Raw genomic sequence first — 17,473 nt, 5'->3', positions numbered from 1 at the left:
GGGTGTGACGTGGGTGTCCGGGCGGGCGGGATGCTTGGTGTGGCGGGCCGCCGCGCGGTATCTTTCTCCGTTCGGACACAAAAAAGGAATGGCGAAAAGGCCATTCCTGCGCCCCATCTTAATTGACGAGGAGACGGCTTGTCAACGCAATCCGACGGTTCCGTCGCGCAGCGGCACGACGACGAGATCGGCCGCGAGCAGGAGTACGTCTCGATGCTCTACGGCCGGCTGGACGCCATGCGTGAGCAGGCCGCCCAGCGGCTCACCGAGGAGCTGCGGAGCACCGGCGGCACGTTGCAGGCCCGGTCCCAGCGCGACAGCGCGGTCCGGATGTACGCCGATCAGGTCGAGCAGTTCTCCGCGGTGGAGAACGGCCTCTGTTTCGGCCGCCTCGACGACACCGACGGGACCCCGCACTACATCGGCCGGATCGGCATCTTCGACACCACCGGTGACTACGACCCGCTGCTGATGGACTGGCGGGCACCCGCCGCCCGGCCGTTCTACCTCGCCACCGCCGCCAACCCGCAGGGCGTCAAGCGCCGCCGGCACCTGCGTACCCGGCAGCGGAAGGTGACCGGGCTCAACGACGAGGTGCTCGACCTCGCCTCCGCCTCGCCCACCGCCCACGAGGAACTGACCGGCGAGGCGTCCCTGCTGGCCGCGCTCAACGCCGGGCGGACCGGGCGGATGCGCGACATCGTGGAGACCATCCAGGCCGAGCAGGACCGGGTGATCCGCGCCGACCTGCCGGGCGTGCTGGTGGTGCAGGGCGGCCCGGGCACCGGCAAGACCGCGGTCGCGCTGCACCGCGCGGCGTACCTGCTCTACACCCACCGGCGGGAACTCTCCAGCCGGGGCGTGCTGCTGGTCGGCCCGAACCCGACCTTCCTGCGCTACATCTCGCAGGTGCTGCCCGCGCTGGCCGAGACCGGCGTGCTGCTGCGTACCCCCGGCGACCTATTCCCCGGGGTGAGCGCGCGCCGCGCGGAGCCGGCCGGGACGGCGGCGCTCAAGGGGCGCACGGTGATGGTCGAGGTGCTGGCCGCCGCGGTGCGCGACCGGCAGTGGGTGCCGGACGAGCCGCTGGAGATCGAGATCGAGCGGGACACGGTGCGGCTCGACCCGGAGACGGTCCGTCAGGCCCGCGACCGGGCCCGCCGCTCCGGCCGCCCGCACAACCTGGCCCGGGCCCTGTTCGACGTCGAGGTGGTGCACGCGCTCGCCGCGCAGATCGCCGAGCGGATCGGCGCCGACCCGCTGGGCGGGGAGAACCTGCTGGAGGAGGCCGACCGCGCCGAGATCCGCCGGGAGCTGCGTGAGGAGCCGGGCCTGCGGGCCGCGCTGGACGAGCTCTGGCCGGTGCTCACCCCGCAGCGCCTCCTCGCCGACCTGTACGCCTCGACCGACCGGATCGCCGCCGCCGCACCGATGCTCACCGAGGCGGAGCGGGCGCTGCTGCACCGGGAGCCGGGTGGCTGGACGCCGGCCGACGTGCCGCTGCTGGACGAGGCCGCCGAACTGCTGGGCGAGGACGAGCGGGCCGCCGCCGCCCGCCGCGAGCGAATCCGCTCCTTCCAGCGCGAGTACGCCGAGGGCGTGCTGGAGATCTGGAAGGGCTCCCGCTCGATCGACGTGGAGGACGAGGCCGACGGCGGCGAGATCCTCGGCGTCACCGACCTGATCGACGCGGACCGGCTGCTGGAGCGGCAGGAGGAGGCCGACCGGCTGACCACCGCCCAGCGGGCCGCCGCCGACCGGAACTGGGCGTTCGGGCACGTGATCGTCGACGAGGCGCAGGAGCTGTCGCCGATGGCCTGGCGGCTGCTGATGCGCCGCTGCCCGAGCCGGTCGATGACCATCGTCGGTGACGTGGCGCAGACCGGCGCGCTGGCCGGCACGCCCTCCTGGGCGGACGCACTGGAGCCGTACGTGGCCCGGCGCTGGCGGCTGGAGGAGCTGACCGTCAGCTACCGCACCCCGGCCGAGATCATGGCGGTGGCCGCCGGCGTGCTCGCCGAGATCGACCCCGCGCTACGCCCACCCCGCTCGGTACGCGCCGGCGGCGTACCGCCGTGGGACCGCACGGTGGACGCGGACGGGCTGGCCGGTGAGCTGGTGGCGGCGACCACCCGGGAGGCCGCCGACCTGGGCGACGGGCGGCTCGGGGTGATTGTGCCGGCGGGGCGGGCCGACGAGCTGGCCGCCGCGGTGGTGGCCGCGCTGCCCGAGGTGGCGGTCGGCGAGCAGCCGGAGCTGGAGAGCCGGGTGGTGGTGCTGACCGTGGGCCAGGCCAAGGGCCTGGAGTTCGACTCGGTGCTGGTGGTCGACCCGAACGGCATCGTCGCGGAGTCCCCGCGCGGGCGCAGCGACCTCTACGTGGCGCTGACCCGGGCCACCCAGCGGCTCGGGGTGCTCCGCCCCGCGGCCTGACCCCTCGCCGCGCCAAGGGGGTCGTGCGGACAGCGGTGGCCTCCCCGGTCGGGGAGGCCACCGTTGTTCCGTTCGAGCCGGAACGTCCGGTCAGCCGGGATTCGCCCGGTCGTTGGTGAAGTTGCCCACCTGGGACCCGGTCGCCGACTTGTCGCTCGTCGAGCCGCCGGCGGGAGTGCTCAGGCCACCCGTGGTGGCGTCGCCGGTGGTGGTCGGGGCGACCTTGCCGGGGTGTCGCTCCGGCTGGCGGGCCAGGCGCCGGACGCTGGCCGGGCCGGCGGTGCCGCCGGTGGTGGTGACCGCGCCCTGACCACGGGTGGGGCCGCCGTCGCGCAGCACGTTCGCGTCGACCGGGGAGTCGGCCGGGTCGTCCGGGTCCGTCTCCTGGATCACCCGCAGCATGTCGGTCTGCGGCACGGTCACCTCGTCCAGAGCGCCTTCGCCGTACACGCCGGCGGTGAGCCGGTCCTCGGCCCGGCGGGCGGACTCCCGCATCCTGTCGTCCTCACGCACGTCGATCACCTCGCAGATCTGGCGGTAATCCACTGGCTGCCCGGCCAGGGCCCGACCAAACCGGTCCGCGCCGGTTCACCGGCCGTCCGCCCGCTGCTCGCCTGCCGGCCGTTCCCGCTGCCCATGCTGACCGGCGGGTTGGCGGGACCCGCCCGCCCCCGTAGGAGAGACAGCGTGCGCAGAATGCGCCGTACCGCCATCGCCGCCCTGGTGGTGGCGACCGTGACGTCCGGCCTCGCCGCGCCCGCACAGGCGCGACCGCGACCGGAACGGACCTTCGACCTCCAGGCCCACCGCGGTGGCCTCGGGTTGCGGGTGGAGAGCACTCTCGCCTCGTTCGGCAAGGCCCTCCAGCTCGGCGTGAACACCCTGGAACTGGACGTGCAGATCACCGAGGACGGCCAGGCCGTGGTGACCCACGACCGCCGGGTCAGCGGCGCCAAGTGCGTGGACACCGCCCCGGTGCGCGCCGGCGACCCGGAGTTCCCGTACGTCGGCAGATACGTCAACACCCTCAGCCTGGCCCAGCTGCGCACCCTCGACTGCGGCTCGCGCACCCTGCCCGACAAGCCCGGCCAGCTGGCCGTGCCCGGCGCCCGGATGCCCCTGCTGCGGGAGGTCTTCGACCTGGTCAAGCGCTACCGGGCCGACGACGTGACGCTCAACGTGGAGACCAAGGTGGAGGCGGGCGCGCCCACCGAGACCGCACCCCGGGAGCAGTTCGTCCAGGTGACCGCCCGGGAGATCCGCGCCGCCGGGCTGCTGCGGCAGGTCACCGTCCAGAGCTTCGACTGGGGCGCGCTGATGCGGATGCGCCAGGTCGAGCCGCGGCTGCCGCTGGTCGCCCTGACCAACTACGACTTCCTCCAAATCGGCCGCCCGGGGGCGTCGCCCTGGCTCGGCGGGCTGGACATCGACGACTTCGACGGCGACCCGATCCGGGCCGTGCGCAGCTTCGGCGTGAGCGCGTTCTCCCCGGTGCACGGGTTCCCGCAGAACGGCACCGTGACCGACCCCGGCTACCGGCCGTACGTCACCAAGGACATGGTGGACCACGCGCACCGCAACGGGCTCAAGGTGATCCCGTGGACGGTCAACGACGTGCCGACCATGGCGAAGCTCGTCGACGACGGCGTGGACGGCATCATCACCGACTACCCGGACCGGCTGCGCGACCTGCTGGCCGCGCGCGACCGGCCGCTGCCCCGGGCGTACGCCGCACCGTTCGACATCCAGGCCCACCGCGGCGGCCGGGCCACCCGCCCGGAGAACACCCTGCCCGCCTTCGCGAACGCGCTGGCGAACCCGGCGATCTCCACCCTGGAACTGGACACCGGCGTCAGCGCCGACGGACACCTGGTCGTCCTGCACGACCGCACCGTCAACGGCTCGCACTGCGTGGACACCGCGCCGGCCCGCCCCGGTGACCCGGAGTTCCCCTACGTCGGCAAGCTGGTGCACGAGCTGACCCTGGCTCAGCTCCGCACCCTCGACTGCGGCAGCCGGACCCTGCCGGAGTTCCCCGCCCAGGTCGCCGCGCCCGGCGCCCGGATCCCCACCCTGGACGAGGTGTTCGCCCTGGTGCGCACCAGCGGCCGGAACGACGTACGGCTCAACGTGGAGACGAAGATCAGCCCGCTGGTGGACGACACCGCGCCGTACGCCGTCTTCACCCGCGCGCTGGTCGGCGCCATCCGGGACGCCGGCTTCGCCCGCCGGACGACGATCCAGTCATTCGACTGGCGCACCATCCGCTACGCCCGCCGGCTGGACCCGCGGATCGAGACGGTCGCCCTGGTCTGGCAGTACGGCCCGGCCGAGTGCGCCTCCCTCGCCGACGAGTGCTCGCTGCGCGCCGCCTACGGCGACCCCTCGGTCAAGAGCCCGTGGACGGGCGGCCTGGACTGGTGGCAGCACCAGGATCTCGGCAAGCTGGTGCGCGCCTCCGGCGCGACGACGGTGTCCGCCAACTGGCAGGTGCACGACCCGGCTCAAGGCAGGGTCGCCTCGGCCGACTGGTACCTGCGCCAGGACCCGGCCTACTTCCACGGCCCCCGCGTGCCGGTGCTCCAGCGGCGGCACGGGCTCACGGTCGTGCCGTACACCGTCAACGACCCCGCGGTGATGCAACGGGTCATCGACCTGGGGGTCGACGGCCTGATCACCGACGACCCGGACCTGCTCGTCCAGGTGGCCGTCCGCAACGGCCTGCGCTGACGTACCACGGCGGTGGCGCCCTGCGCGCGGGGCGCCACCGGCGGCGGCAATCCGCCGGCGAGCCGGTGTTACCTCTCGCCAGGGCCCGGGTAGACGGGGGGTGCCCGCGCCATGAACGCCAACCGTGCCGTGGCCGAAACGCGGTAGCGGGGCGAGGGAGTGCAGGTACTCATCAAATCCTGAGGAGGACCAGATGAGCACGCAGGCTGCATCCACCAGGCCCATGAACCGGCCGATGCAGGACGCGCCCAACCGGGCGGCGATGAACGAGGCTCCGACCCGTCCGATGCCGATGATGCAGGACGGGCACCGCGAGCAGCCGATGCAGGCACCGGGGACGGAGACCAAGCCGTCGCTCGCGACGACCGAATTCTGGGTCTACGTCGCCGGCGTGATCGGCATTCTGGCCGCGTCGTTCCTGGTCGGCAAGAACTCGGTCGGGGTGGACATCTTCCGCGCCCCGCAGGCCTGGTTCTTCATCACCCTGCTGACCATCGGTTACATGGGCAGCCGGGGCCTGGCCAAGGCCGGCAGCAACTTCCGCAGCGGTGACGAGCGCAAGGCTCGCCACTGACCCACGAGTTCAACGTCGTGAGAAACGGTGGCCCCCGGGACACGTCCCGAGGGCCACCGTCGTCGGCTCACTCGAAGTCGCCACCGAAGTCGTCGCCACCGAAGTCGCCCTCGAAGGCGTCCTCGACGATCTCCCCGGCGACCATGCCACCGGCGAGGCCGAGGGCCGCGCCGGCGACCATGCCGCCCGCGCCGTGACCCCGGCGGCCGTGCGGAACCCCGAACCCGCCGGCGCGCAGGCTGCCGTAGCGGGAGGTGGTTTCGCGCAGCCAGCCGTCGACGACCTGCGCGAAGTCGAGCCGGTCGGCGTCGGCGTGCGAGACGGTGTAGCGGCCGAACATGTCGTGGCCGGCGCTGAGGAACCCGCCCCGCTTGTCGCACTCGAGGATCACCTCGACGCCGTGCGGGCCGGTCACGAAGGTCAGCTCGACCTCGCGGACCGCCTGCGCGTACTGCGGCGCGGCGAAGAACTCGATCTCCTGGTAGAACGGCAGCGTCTGCTGGGTGCCGCGGATGTGACCGCGCTCCAGGTCGGCGTGCTTGAACCGGAAGCCCAGCTGCTCGAAGGCCGCCAGGATCCGCTCGTGCACCGGCAGCGGGTGGATGTTGACCGGGTCCAGGTCGCTCTTGTCGACGGCCCGGGCGATCGCCAGCTCGGTACGCAGCCCCATGGTCATGCCGTGCAGGCGCCGGCCGTAGACGTCGGTGATCGGGGCTTCCCACGGCACGGGCAGCTGGAACGGGATCGACAGCTGCTGCTTCGCCGCCAGCTGCAGCGGCCCGCTGACCGCCATCCGCTGGAACTCCATGATGCCCGCGTACTCGGTGTCGCCGCCCTCGATCTCCACCCGGGTGACCAGGGCGACGGTGATCTGCTCGATGGCGGCCGGGGTCTCGCCGCCGACGAGGTTGACCTGCCCGTCGAGGGTCAGGCCGGGCCGGGTGTCCGGGCTGGCCAGGACGGTGTCGACACTGGGCCCACCCACTCCGAACGCGCTCAGCATCTTCTTGAAGACCATCGACACTCCCGCAGCACTGACCAGGCGCTCCGAGGTGGAGCGCGAACGCTTACCGGGGGCAGGCTAACCGGAACCGCTGTGAACTGCCTGGGAAGCGCGGCGGGCCACGCCGCCCGGCCGGGGACGTGCGACGCGGCCCGGCGCCGGTCAGTCGGCCTCGACGACGACCAGTTCGCCGACCTGCTCGCCGATCTGCCGGCGCCCCTCCGGCGGCAGCTTCGAGTCGGTGATCAGCAGGTCCGCCTCCTCCAGCGGAGCGATGGTGGCGATGCCGATGGTCTCCCACTTGGTGTGGTCGGCCAGCACCACCAGCCGCCGGGCGGCGCTGATCAGCCGCCGGTTCACCGCCGCCTCCAAAAGGTTGGGCGTGGTGAAGCCGGTACGCGGGCTCATCCCGTGCACGCCGAGGAAGAGCAGGTCGACGTTGAGGGCGCTGATCGCCGCCTCGGCGACCGGGCCGGTCAGCGCGTCCGACGGGGTGCGGATGCCCCCGGTGAGCACCACGGTCTGGTCGGCGCGCGGGTTCTGGTAGAGCGCGTCGGCGACCGGGATCGAGTTGGTCACCACGGTCAGCCCACGTACGTCGGCGAGCATGGTGGCCAGCGCGGCGGTGGTGGTACCGGCGGAGAGCGCGATCGCCATGCCCGGCTCGACCAGGCCGGCCGCGTGCTCGGCGATCGCGCGCTTCTCCCCCTGCTGACGGATCGACTTGGCGGCGAAGCCGGGCTCCTCGGCGGAGCCGGGACCGGCCAGGGTCGCACCACCGTGCACCTTGTCGACCAGCCCCCGCTCGGCGAGCACCTCCAGGTCCCGGCGGATGGTCATGTCGGAGACCCCGAACCTGCTGACCAGGTGGCTGACCCGCACGCCGCCGCGCTGCCGGATCAGTTCCAGGATGGCGGTCTGCCGTTGCTGGGCGAGCATCGAACCTCCTGACCGGGTGGACGGGGAAACGGTACGCAGGTCAGGCCGTCGCCGTCGGCCGGTCGAGCGGGACCGCGGCGGCGTGTTCCTCCCGGACCACCGCCACCTCGCCGGCCGGCACCCGCAGCTCGCCCGCACAGCGCGCGCCGCCGAGCAGCTCGGTGCCGGTGACGTCGAGCCGCACCTCGGCGTCGGTGTGGTTGACCACGAAGAGCCAGGACCGCTCGCCGGCGCGGCGGCGGACCACCTCGACGCCGGCCGGCGCGACCACCGGGGGACGCGCGCCCGCCTCGGCGAGCAGCCGGGCCACCAGCCGGTCGGTGGCCGCCTCGTCCAGCCGGGTCCCGACGTACCAGGCGGTGCCCGCGCCGAGGCGGTGCCGGGTCAGGGCGGGGACCCCGGGCAGCGGCCCGTCGGCGTACGAGGCGAGCACCTCGGCGCCCTCCGGGTGCAGCCACTCGGTCCACACGTCGGCGGTGGCGCCGTCGTCGAGGCGTACCCGCTCGCCCTCGCGGAGCGGGAAGAACTCCTCGGTACGGACGCCGAGCAGCTCCCGGAACGCCCCCGGGTAGCCGCCGAGGCGGATGTGGTCGTGCTCGTCGACGATGCCGCTGAAGTACGTCACCAGGGCGGTGCCGCCACCCTCGACGTAGCGGTGCAGGGCCTCGGCGTCGGCGTCGCGGACCAGGTAGAGGGTGGGCACGAGGACCAGCTTGTAGCCGGACAGGTCGGCCGAGGGGTGCACCACGTCGGCGGTGACGCCGGCCCGCCAGAGCGCGCCGTACAGCGCGGCGAGCCGGTCGGCGTAGGTGACGTCGACGCTGGGGTGCGAGTCCAGCTCGACCCCCCACCAGGCCTCCCAGTCGAACAGGATCGCCACCTCGGCGTCGACCCGGCTGCCGCGCACCTCGGCGAGGGCCTTGAGGTCGGCGCCGAGCCGGCACACTTCGCGGAACACCTTGGTGTCGGCCCCGGCGTGCGGCACCAGCGCGGAGTGGAACTTCTCCGCCCCGGCGCGGGAGGCCCGCCACTGGAAGAACAACACCCCGTCGGCGCCGCGCGCCACGTGCGTGAGGCTGTTGCGGCGCAGCTGGCCGGGGGTCTTGGCGACGTTGCGCGGCTGCCAGTTGACCGCGCTGGTGGAGTGCTCCATCAACAGCCACGGGTCGCCGCCGGCGACGCCGCGGGTGTGGTCGGCGGCGAGCGCCAGCCCGACGTGCGACAGCGGGTCGGCGGCGGTGAGGTAGTGGTCGTTGGAGACCACGTCCACGTCGGGCGCCCAGGAGTGGTAGTCCAGGTACTTGATCCCGGTGCCGATCATGAAGTTCGTGGTGACCGGCTGGCGCACCAGCCGCTTGAGCACCGCCTGCTCGGCCCGCAGCTGGGCCCGCTGCTCGTCGGAGGAGAAGCGCAGGAAGTCGAGCTGCTGGGTGGGGTTGGCGAAGGTCGGCGCGGTACGCGGCGGGTTGATCTCGGCCCAGTCGCCGTACCGCTGGCTCCAGAAGGTGGTGCCCCAGGCGGCGTTGAGGGTGTCCAGGTCGCCGTAGCGCTCGCGCAGCCAGCGGCGGAACGCCTCGGCGCTGACGTCGCAGTAGCAGTGCACGTTGTGGCAGCCCAGCTCGTTGGAGATGTGCCACATCACCACGGCGGGGTGCTCGGCGTACCGGCCGGCGACCGCCTCGACCAGGGCCAGCGAGCGCTCCCGGAAGATCGGCGAGCTGGGGCAGTACGCCTGCCGCCCGCCGGGCCAGAGCACGGTGCCGTCGGCGGTGCGGGGCAGCGTCTCCGGGTGCCGGTGGGCCAGCCACGGCGGCGGGCTGGCGGTGGCGGTGGCCAGGTCGACCTTGATCCCGCCGTCGTGCAGGACGTCGAGGGCCCGGTCCAGCCAGCCGAACTCGTACCGGCCGGGGGCCGGTTCGAGCAGGGCCCAGGAGAAGATGCCGACCGAGACCAGGTCGACGCCGGCGCGGCGCATCAGCGCCACGTCCTCGGCCCAGACCTCCTCCGGCCACTGCTCGGGGTTGTAGTCCGCGCCGTAGAAGATGCCCTCGCCCTGCCAGGTGCCGTGCTGCTGCATGGGTCGAAAGCGTGCCCGCGTTGCCGCCGCAAGTCAACACTTTCCAACATCGGCTCGTTTCCAACGTTTACCGCTCAGATCCCTTGTCAACACTGCGGTATCGATCCTCAGCAGCCCTCTTGACACGGCCGCAGGGAGGGGTAGCTTCAAGCGCCACCGGCTGTTCTTGTTCGCCAATGTTGGATCTCGGTGGATCGATGTTGGCATTCGGGGACGCGCCGGCCCGCCACCTCTGACAACCCCTTGGGCGCCGCACCTCTTCATCCGCAGGAGGCACCATGTCCCGTCCCCGTACCGAAGCCGAGTACCTCGCCCGGCTCGTACCGCCCTCCGTCTCCGGCATCGGGCGGCGCTCGCTGCTCGCCGGCGCGGGCGCGGGCGCGCTGCTCGGCACCGGCCTGCTCGCCGGCTGCGGCTCCGACTCGGAGTCCGGCTCGGACAGCAAAACCGTCTCGATCGGCTCGAACCAGTCGGACCCGAAGCCGAAGGAGGTCATCGCCAAGGTGATGGCCGGCTTCCAGACCGCGTCCGGCGTCGAGCCGAAGGTCAACACGGTCGACCACAACACGTTCCAGGAGAACATCAACAACTACCTGCAGGGCAAGCCGGACGACGTGTTCATGTGGTTCGCCGGCTACCGGATGCGGTTCTTCGCGGCCAAGGGGCTGGCCGGCGACCTCAGCGACGTCTGGGGCAAGCTCTCCGGCTACTCCGACGCGTTCAAGAAGGCCTCCACCGGCGACGACGGCAAGCAGTACTTCGTGCCGGCGTCGTACTACCCGTGGGCGGTCTTCTACCGCAAGTCGGTCTGGCAGCAGCGCGGGTACCAGGTGCCGAAGACGCTCGACGACCTCAACACCCTCGGCGCGCAGATGAAGAAGGACGGCCTCACCCCGATCGCCTTCGCCGACAAGGACGGCTGGCCGGCGATGGGCACCTTCGACATCCTCAACCTGCGGATCAACGGCTACCAGTTCCACGTCGACCTGATGGCCGGCAAGGAGGCCTGGACCTCCGACAAGGTGAAGAAGGTCTTCGACACCTGGAGCGGGCTGCTCCCCCTGCACCAGGCCGACAGCCTGGGCCGCACCTGGCAGGAGGCCGCCCAGTCGTTGCAGCAGAAGAAGAGCGGCATGTACCTGCTCGGCCTCTTCGTCGCCCAGCAGTTCAGCAACGAGGAGCAGGACGACCTCGACTTCTTCACCTTCCCCGAGGTCGACTCGACGATCGGGGCGAAGGCCCTGGACGCGCCGATCGACGGCTACATGATGGCCCGCAAGCCGAAGTCCGAGGCGAACGCCAAGAAGCTGCTGGAGTACGTCGGCTCGAAGGCCGCCGCGGACATCACCGTGAAGAACGACCCGAGCACCCTGGTGGCCAACGGCGGCGCCGACACCAGCGGCTACACCGCGCTGCAGAAGAAAGCCGCCGAGCTGGTCGGCTCGGCCACCGAGATCGCCCAGTTCCTGGACCGCGACACCCGGCCGGACTTCGCCTCGACGGTGATCATCCCGGCGCTCCAGCAGTTCATCAAGAACCCCAAGGACATCGACGGGCTGCTGAACAGCATCGAGAACCAGAAGAAGTCGATCTTCACAAGCTGACGGCGAGAGGGGGAGGACCACCGTGTCCGACCTGCCCCTGATCCAAGCGGATCACGCCGTGCCGTCGCCGGCCGCGACCACCACCTCCACGGGTGGTCGCGGCCGCCGGCTACGGCTCCTGTCCCGCACCGACCGCGTGGTGATCACGCTGATGGTGCTCGTACCGCTGCTGCTCGTCGTCGCGCTGGTCTGGCTGCCGGCGCTGGCCACCGTGGCCCTCTCCGGCACCGACTGGGACGGCATCGGCCCGCTGAGCGAGATCGAGTGGGTGGGTGGCCGCAACTACTCCGACGTGGTCAACATCTACCCCCCGTTCGTACCCGCGGTGCAGAACAACCTGCTCTGGCTGGCGGCGCTCTTCGTGGTCGCCACCCCGTTCGGGATGTTCCTCGCCGTGCTGCTGGACAAGGAGATCCGCGGCAGCCGGTTCTACCAGACCGCGCTCTACCTGCCGGTGGTGCTCTCGCTGGCGCTGATCGGCTTCGTCTGGCAGCTCATCTACTCCCGCGACCAGGGCCTGCTCAACGCGGTGCTCGGCGGCGACACCGACTGGTACGGCGACCCCGACGTCAACATCTGGGCGGTCATGTTCGCCGCCGGCTGGCGGCACGTCGGCTACATCATGCTGCTCTATTTGGCTGGCCTGAAGGGCGTCGACCCGTCGCTGCGCGAGGCCGCCGCGGTCGACGGCGCCTCGGAGACCAGCACCTTCTTCCGGGTGGTCTTCCCGGTGATGCGGCCCATCAACATCATCGTGCTGGTGGTGACGGTGATCGAGTCGCTGCGCGCGTTCGACCTGGTCTGGGTGATCAACAAGGGCCGCAACGGCCTGGAACTGCTCTCCGCGCTGGTCACCCAGAACGTGGTGGGCGAGGCCAGCCGGATCGGCTTCGGCTCCGCGCTGGCGACGATCATGCTGGTCGTCTCCCTGGTCTTCATCACCATCTACCTGACCACCGTGATGAGGGAGGACCGGCGATGAGCGCCCCGACGCTGACCCGCGAGCCGGCGACCGACGCGCCGGCCCCCCGGCGCGCGCCGCTGCGGCCGGCCCGGGTGGTCCTGCACCTGTTCCTGGGTGCGGTGGCGATCGGCTGGCTCTTCCCGATCGTCTGGGCGGTGCTGACCTCGCTGCGGTCGTACGACTACACCGCCGCCAACGGGTACGTCTCGCTCGGCGGCTGGACGTTCGACAACTACGTCACCGCCTGGGAGACCGCCGAGTTCGGCAAGCACTTCCTCAACTCGGTCTGGATCACCGTGCCGGCGGTGCTGGCGACGCTCTTCCTGGCCTCCTGCGTGGCGTTCGTGATCGCCCGGTTCAGCTGGAAGCTCAACATCGTCCTGCTCGGGCTCTTCACCGCGGCCAACCTGCTGCCGCAGCAGGCGCTGCTGATCCCGCTCTTCCGGCTCTTCACCGAGGTGCCGCTGCCGGAGTTCATGAGCGACTCGGAGCTGCTCTACGACAGCTACTGGGGGCTGATCCTGATCAACGTCGCCTTCCAGTGCGGCTTCTGCGTCTTCGTGCTGAGCAACTACATGAAGGCGCTGCCCCGCGAGCTGTACGAGGCGGCGATGGTCGACGGCGCGAGCGTCTGGCGGCAGTACTGGCAGGTGACCATGCCGCTGTGCCGGCCGGCCCTGGCCGCACTGGCCACCCTGGAGGTGACCTGGATCTACAACGAGTTCTTCTGGGCAACCGTGCTGATGCGCTCCGGCGACAAGTTCCCGGTGACCAGTTCGCTGAACAACCTGCGCGGCGAGTTCTTCACCGACAACAACCTGGTCTCGGCCGGCTCGGTGCTGGTCGCCATCCCCACCCTGGTGGTCTTCTTCCTGCTCCAGAAGCAGTTCGTCCGGGGGCTGACCCTGGGCGCCTCGAAGGGCTGACAGCGCCGGGACTTCCCCGCCCGGCCCAGTGGACCAACGGACGAGCGGCATGCCGGCCCGGTATGCCGCTCGTCCCGATCCGGCCGCCCGGTCCCGCCACGGAGACCGGCGTGCCCTCACGGAGAGATGAGCGGTCATGACGATTGCGTCCGTCATCCACCTACGCCGCGCGCGGACCAGCCTGGTGCTCGACGCGCGCGGCCCGGGCCTGCCCCGGGTGGTGCACTGGGGCGCCGACCTCGGCCCGGTGCCCGCCGGCGACCTGCCCGCGCTGGTCGATGCCACCGTCCCGCCGGTCGTGCCGAGCAGCTTCGACGCACCCACCGTGCTGTCCCTGCTGCCCGAGGCGAGCGCCGGCTGGAGCGGGCGCCCCGGCCTGGCCGGACACCGCGACGGACGGGACTGGTCCACCGCCTTCCGCCTCGACGGGATCGACGTCGCCGACACCACCACGACCGGCGGCAGTGACGGGACGGGCCGCCCGGACCCGGGCCGCGTGGCCCCCGGCGGTGAGCCGGTGCGCGTACCAGGAGAGGACGACGACCGGGACGGGCCCGGCGCGGCCCGGGTGACCGTGCGGGCGTCGGACCCGGCGGCCGGTCTCGCCCTGACCGTCGAGATCACCCTCGACCCGGCGGGCCTGCTGACGCTGCGACACCGGTTGCGCAACGACGGCGACGGCCGCTACGAACTGCGCGAGCTGACCCCGGTGCTGCCGGTACCGCAGGTCGCCACCGAACTGCTCGACCTCACCGGGCGCTGGTGCCGGGAACGCGCGCCGCAGCGGCACCCGTGGCCGATGGGCGCCTGGGTGCGCGAGGGCCGGCACGGGCGGACCGGACACGACGCCACCCTGCTGCTGGTGGCCGGCACGCCCGGCTTCGGCTTCGGCCACGGCGAGGTCTGGGCCGTGCACACCGCCTGGAGCGGCGACCACGTCACGGTCGCCGAACGGCGGCCCACCGGCGAGTCCACCCTCGGCGGCGGGGAACTCCTCGCCCCCGGCGAGATCGTGCTCGGCCCCGGCGAGGAGTACGCCACTCCCCTGCTGTACGCCGTGCACTCCACCGCCGGCCTGGACGGGCTCAGCGACGTGCTGCACCGCCACCTGCGCGCCCGCCCCGGGCATCCGCGCACCCCCCGACCGGTCACCCTGAACGTCTGGGAGGCCGTCTACTTCGACCACGACCTGGCCCGGCTCACCGCGCTGGCCGACCGGGCCGCCGAGGTGGGCGTGGAACGGTTCGTCCTCGACGACGGCTGGTTCCGGGGCCGCCGGCACGACCGGGCCGGCCTGGGCGACTGGTACGTCGACGACGAGGTCTGGCCGGGCGGGCTGCAACCGCTGATCGACCACGTCCGCGAGCACGGGATGCAGTTCGGGCTCTGGGTCGAGCCGGAGATGGTCAACGCCGACTCCGACCTGTTCCGCGCCCACCCCGACTGGGTGCTCGCCACCCCCGGCCGGCTGCCGCTGGAGTGGCGCCACCAGCAGGTGCTCGACCTGGCCCACCCGGAGGCGTACGACCACCTGCTCGGGCGGCTCGACGCGCTGCTCACCGAGCACCCGGGCATCGCGTACCTCAAGTGGGACCACAACCGCGACCTCACCGAGGCCGGCCACCGGGGCCGGCCGGGGGTGCACGCGCAGACCGTGGCGGTCTACCGGCTGCTGGACGAGCTGCGCCGCCGGCACCCCGGGGTCGAGATCGAGAGCTGCTCCTCCGGCGGGGCCCGCGTCGACCTGGAGATCCTGCGCCGCACCGACCGGGTCTGGGCCAGCGACTGCAACGACGCCCTGGAGCGGCTCGCCATCCAGCGCTGGACCGGGCTGCTGCTCCCACCGGAGCTGGTCGGCACCCACATCGGACCGGAGCGCTCGCACACCACCCACCGGGTACACGACCTGGGCTTCCGCGCCGTCACCGCGCTCTTCGGCCACCACGGCATCGAGTGGGACATCGGGTCGGTCGACGCCACGCAGCGCGCCGAGCTGGCCGCCTGGGTCGCACTGCACAAGCGGCTCCGCCCGCTGCTGCACTCCGGCCGGGTGGTCCGGGTCGACCACCCGGACCCGGCCGTGCAGGCGCACGGCGTCGTCGCCCACGACGGCTCCCACGCCGTGTACGCGGTGTCGCGGCTGACCACCTCCGCCGCGCAGACGCCCGGAGTGGTACGCCTGCCGGGCCTCGACCCGGCCCGCCGCTACGCCGTCCGCCCGCCCGCGGGCGTACCGGAGCCGGCGGTGCTGCAGCTCACCGAGCCGGGCTGGCTGCCGAAGGGGGTCACCCTGGGCGGGGCGGTGCTGGGCTCGGTCGGGGTGCAGCTGCCCGCCCTGCACCCGGAGCAGGCGCTGCTGCTGGAGGTCACCGCGGTCGACTGAAAAAGTTGGGGATTTCTTCCGCGCGGATGTAGAGAAGCGGAGCGGCGGCTTCTACCTCCGGGTGCAAGCACCGAGAATCGGTGCTCGGACGTGAGGAGCCAGCCGTGAAGTACATGCTGCTGATGCAGTTCAGCGCCGCCGGAACCGACTTCCCCCCGATCGACACCTGGACGCCGGACGAGATCGCCGCGCACATCGCGTTCATGTCCGAGGTGAACGGCAAGCTCACCGCCGACGGCGAGTGGGTCCAGGGCGAGGGACTGGGCGGGCCGCAGCAGGCGCGGATCGTCCGGGCCGGCGCGGGTGGCGCACCGGTGGTCACCGAGGGCCCCTTCGCCGAGACGAAGGAGTTCCTCGCCGGCTGGTGGATCGTCGACTGCGAGACGCCGCAGCGGGCGGTCGAGATCGCCGCGTACATCTCCACCGCGCCCGGCCCCGGCGGCCGGCCGCTGAACATGCCGATCGAGGTCCACCCGGTGATGTCGGCACCGCCGCAGGAGATGTGACGGCTGGACACCCCGGACCGCACCGTCGAGGACCTGCTGCGCGAGCTGGCGCCGCAGGTCCTCGGCGTGCTCGCCCGCCGGTTCGGCGACTTCGCCACCGCCGAGGACGCCGTCCAGGAGGCGCTGCTCGACGCGGTTACCCAGTGGCCCGCCGAGGGCCTGCCGGACAACCCGCGCGGCTGGCTGGTCCAGGTCGCGTACCGGCGGATGATCGAGCTGGTCCGGGCCGAGACCGCCCGGCGCGAGCGGGAGGACCGCGCCGCCCGGCGCGAGCCCGACCGGCGGGGGACGGCCCCGGCGGCGGACGAGCCACCGGCCACGGAGCGGGACGACACCCTGGTGCTGCTCTTCCTCTGCTGCCATCCCACCCTGTCGACCGGGTCGGCGATCGCGCTGACCCTGCGCGCCGTGGGCGGGCTCAGCACCGCCGAGATCGCCCGCGCCTTCCTCGTCCCCGAGGCCACCATGGCGCAGCGGATCAGCCGCGCCAAACAGCGCATCCGGGACTCCGGGGTGCCGTTCCGGCTGCCCGGCCAGCGGGAGCGGCAGGACCGGCTGGCCGCCGTGCTGCACGTGCTCTACCTGATCTTCACCGAGGGGCACACCGCCACCCTCGGCCCCGACCTGCGCCGGGTCGACCTGTCGGAGGAGGCGATCCGGCTGACCCGGGCCATGCACGCGCTGCTGCCCGACGACAGCGAGGTCGCCGGCCTGCTCGCGCTGATGCTGCTCACCGACGCCCGGGCCGCCGCCCGCACCGGCCCCTCCGGCGAGCTGATCTCCCTGGCCGACCAGGACCGGACCCGCTGGGACGCCGCCGCCGTCGCCGAGGGCACGGCACTGGTCACCCGGGCGATGGCCCGGGGGCCGGTCGGGCCGTACCAGCTCCAGGCCGCCATCGCCGCGCTGCACGACGAGGCGCCGACGGCCGAGGCCACCGACTGGCCGCAGATCCTCGCCCTCTACCGGGTGCTCGAACGGCTCTCCGGCAACCCGGTGGTCGCGCTCAACCGGGCCGTGGCGACGGCCATGGTGGACGGCCCCGAGGCGGGGCTGGCCGCGCTCGCCACCCTCGCCACCGACCCCCGGCTGGCCGGGCAGCACCGGCTCGACGCGGCCCGCGCCCACCTGTACGAGATGTCCGGGGACCGGGAACGGGCGGTCGCCCACTACCGCGCGGCGGCCGGCGGCACGACGAGCCTGCCCGAGCAGCGCTACCTGCGGATGCGGGCAGCCCGACTGTCGGTGGGCGAGTAGGCCGGCACTCGTTCGAGCCCACTGATGCGGTCTCGGGCACCCCGGTCATCGGCCTGCCGACGATGGCGGAGTTCCTC

General features: G+C 72.5%; 13 protein-coding genes. 9 read left to right on the top strand and 4 right to left on the bottom strand.

Features of this window, described 5'->3' with window-relative positions:
• Positions 1–213: 213 nt before the first annotated feature.
• Positions 214–2,433 carry a HelD family protein gene (locus ACSNN7_RS17140; RefSeq protein ID WP_436681807.1) on the top strand — a complete coding sequence of 740 codons (2,220 nt, stop codon included), beginning with the start codon at positions 214–216 and terminating at the stop codon, positions 2,431–2,433.
• 90 nt (positions 2,434–2,523) lie between these two features.
• Here the strand turns inward: ACSNN7_RS17140 and ACSNN7_RS17135 are convergent, their stop codons facing one another.
• A complete protein-coding gene (locus ACSNN7_RS17135; protein ID WP_436681802.1) occupies positions 2,524–2,946 on the bottom strand; it encodes a hypothetical protein in 423 nt (140 codons plus the stop codon).
• Between the two features lie 183 nt (positions 2,947–3,129).
• Here ACSNN7_RS17135 and ACSNN7_RS17130 point away from each other — a divergent pair, with 183 nt between their 5' ends.
• Together ACSNN7_RS17130 and ACSNN7_RS17125 are read left to right on the top strand one after the other, a co-directional pair.
• Positions 3,130–5,163: a glycerophosphodiester phosphodiesterase family protein gene (locus ACSNN7_RS17130; protein ID WP_436681806.1), complete on the top strand. Its 2,034-nt coding sequence runs from the start codon at positions 3,130–3,132 to the stop codon at positions 5,161–5,163.
• Positions 5,164–5,356: 193 nt separating this feature from the next.
• Positions 5,357–5,737: a hypothetical protein gene (locus tag ACSNN7_RS17125; RefSeq protein WP_436681800.1), complete on the top strand. Its 381-nt coding sequence runs from the start codon at positions 5,357–5,359 to the stop codon at positions 5,735–5,737.
• Positions 5,738–5,804: 67 nt separating this feature from the next.
• Here the strand turns inward: ACSNN7_RS17125 and ACSNN7_RS17120 are convergent, their stop codons facing one another.
• The 3 genes from ACSNN7_RS17120 to ACSNN7_RS17110 all read right to left on the bottom strand — a co-directional run bounded on the left by ACSNN7_RS17120 (position 5,805) and on the right by ACSNN7_RS17110 (position 9,756).
• Entirely contained in the window at positions 5,805–6,755 is a 951-nt protein-coding gene (locus ACSNN7_RS17120) for a sporulation protein (protein ID WP_436681799.1), read from the bottom strand.
• Positions 6,756–6,902: 147 nt separating this feature from the next.
• Positions 6,903–7,679 carry a DeoR/GlpR family DNA-binding transcription regulator gene (locus tag ACSNN7_RS17115; RefSeq protein WP_436681798.1) on the bottom strand — a complete coding sequence of 259 codons (777 nt, stop codon included), beginning with the start codon at positions 7,677–7,679 and terminating at the stop codon, positions 6,903–6,905.
• A gap of 40 nt (positions 7,680–7,719) precedes the next feature.
• Positions 7,720–9,756, bottom strand: coding sequence for a beta-galactosidase (locus ACSNN7_RS17110; protein WP_436681797.1), 2,037 nt, complete (start codon positions 9,754–9,756; stop codon positions 7,720–7,722).
• Positions 9,757–10,034: 278 nt separating this feature from the next.
• Here ACSNN7_RS17110 and ACSNN7_RS17105 point away from each other — a divergent pair, with 278 nt between their 5' ends.
• From ACSNN7_RS17105 to ACSNN7_RS17080, 6 genes are all read left to right on the top strand, one after another.
• Positions 10,035–11,360 carry an ABC transporter substrate-binding protein gene (locus ACSNN7_RS17105; RefSeq protein ID WP_436681796.1) on the top strand — a complete coding sequence of 442 codons (1,326 nt, stop codon included), beginning with the start codon at positions 10,035–10,037 and terminating at the stop codon, positions 11,358–11,360.
• A 22-nt stretch (positions 11,361–11,382) separates the two neighbouring features.
• A complete protein-coding gene (locus tag ACSNN7_RS17100; RefSeq protein WP_436681795.1) occupies positions 11,383–12,342 on the top strand; it encodes a carbohydrate ABC transporter permease in 960 nt (319 codons plus the stop codon).
• Positions 12,339–13,250, top strand: a complete 912-nt coding sequence (locus ACSNN7_RS17095; protein WP_436681794.1) for a carbohydrate ABC transporter permease — start codon at positions 12,339–12,341, stop codon at positions 13,248–13,250. Before ACSNN7_RS17100 ends, ACSNN7_RS17095 begins: the two co-directional genes overlap by 4 nt.
• Before the next feature lie 136 nt (positions 13,251–13,386).
• A complete protein-coding gene (locus tag ACSNN7_RS17090; RefSeq protein WP_436681793.1) occupies positions 13,387–15,633 on the top strand; it encodes an alpha-galactosidase in 2,247 nt (748 codons plus the stop codon).
• A gap of 113 nt (positions 15,634–15,746) precedes the next feature.
• Positions 15,747–16,139 carry a YciI family protein gene (locus ACSNN7_RS17085; protein ID WP_436681805.1) on the top strand — a complete coding sequence of 131 codons (393 nt, stop codon included), beginning with the start codon at positions 15,747–15,749 and terminating at the stop codon, positions 16,137–16,139.
• Between the two features lie 3 nt (positions 16,140–16,142).
• Complete coding sequence (locus ACSNN7_RS17080) at positions 16,143–17,396, top strand: RNA polymerase sigma factor (protein ID WP_436681804.1); 1,254 nt, start codon at positions 16,143–16,145, stop codon at positions 17,394–17,396.
• Positions 17,397–17,473: the final 77 nt, after the last annotated feature.

The sequence above is a fragment of the Micromonospora sp. URMC 105 genome, assembly GCF_051386295.1.
Lineage (GTDB): Bacteria > Actinomycetota > Actinomycetes > Mycobacteriales > Micromonosporaceae > Micromonospora.
The sequence above is the reverse complement of the archived record's forward strand: the minus strand, read 5'-3'. Positions and strand labels throughout refer to the sequence as shown.

Coding starts and splice junctions, on each gene's coding strand:
- ACSNN7_RS17095 (WP_436681794.1), top strand. CDS start 12,339: ATGAGCGCCCCGACGCTGACCCGCGAGCCGGCGACCGACGCGCCGGCC.
- ACSNN7_RS17110 (WP_436681797.1), bottom strand. CDS start 9,756: ATGCAGCAGCACGGCACCTGGCAGGGCGAGGGCATCTTCTACGGCGCG.
- ACSNN7_RS17125 (WP_436681800.1), top strand. CDS start 5,357: ATGAGCACGCAGGCTGCATCCACCAGGCCCATGAACCGGCCGATGCAG.
- ACSNN7_RS17085 (WP_436681805.1), top strand. CDS start 15,747: ATGCTGCTGATGCAGTTCAGCGCCGCCGGAACCGACTTCCCCCCGATC.
- ACSNN7_RS17115 (WP_436681798.1), bottom strand. CDS start 7,679: ATGCTCGCCCAGCAACGGCAGACCGCCATCCTGGAACTGATCCGGCAG.
- ACSNN7_RS17090 (WP_436681793.1), top strand. CDS start 13,387: ATGACGATTGCGTCCGTCATCCACCTACGCCGCGCGCGGACCAGCCTG.
- ACSNN7_RS17105 (WP_436681796.1), top strand. CDS start 10,035: ATGTCCCGTCCCCGTACCGAAGCCGAGTACCTCGCCCGGCTCGTACCG.
- ACSNN7_RS17120 (WP_436681799.1), bottom strand. CDS start 6,755: ATGGTCTTCAAGAAGATGCTGAGCGCGTTCGGAGTGGGTGGGCCCAGT.
- ACSNN7_RS17130 (WP_436681806.1), top strand. CDS start 3,130: ATGCGCCGTACCGCCATCGCCGCCCTGGTGGTGGCGACCGTGACGTCC.
- ACSNN7_RS17140 (WP_436681807.1), top strand. CDS start 214: ATGCTCTACGGCCGGCTGGACGCCATGCGTGAGCAGGCCGCCCAGCGG.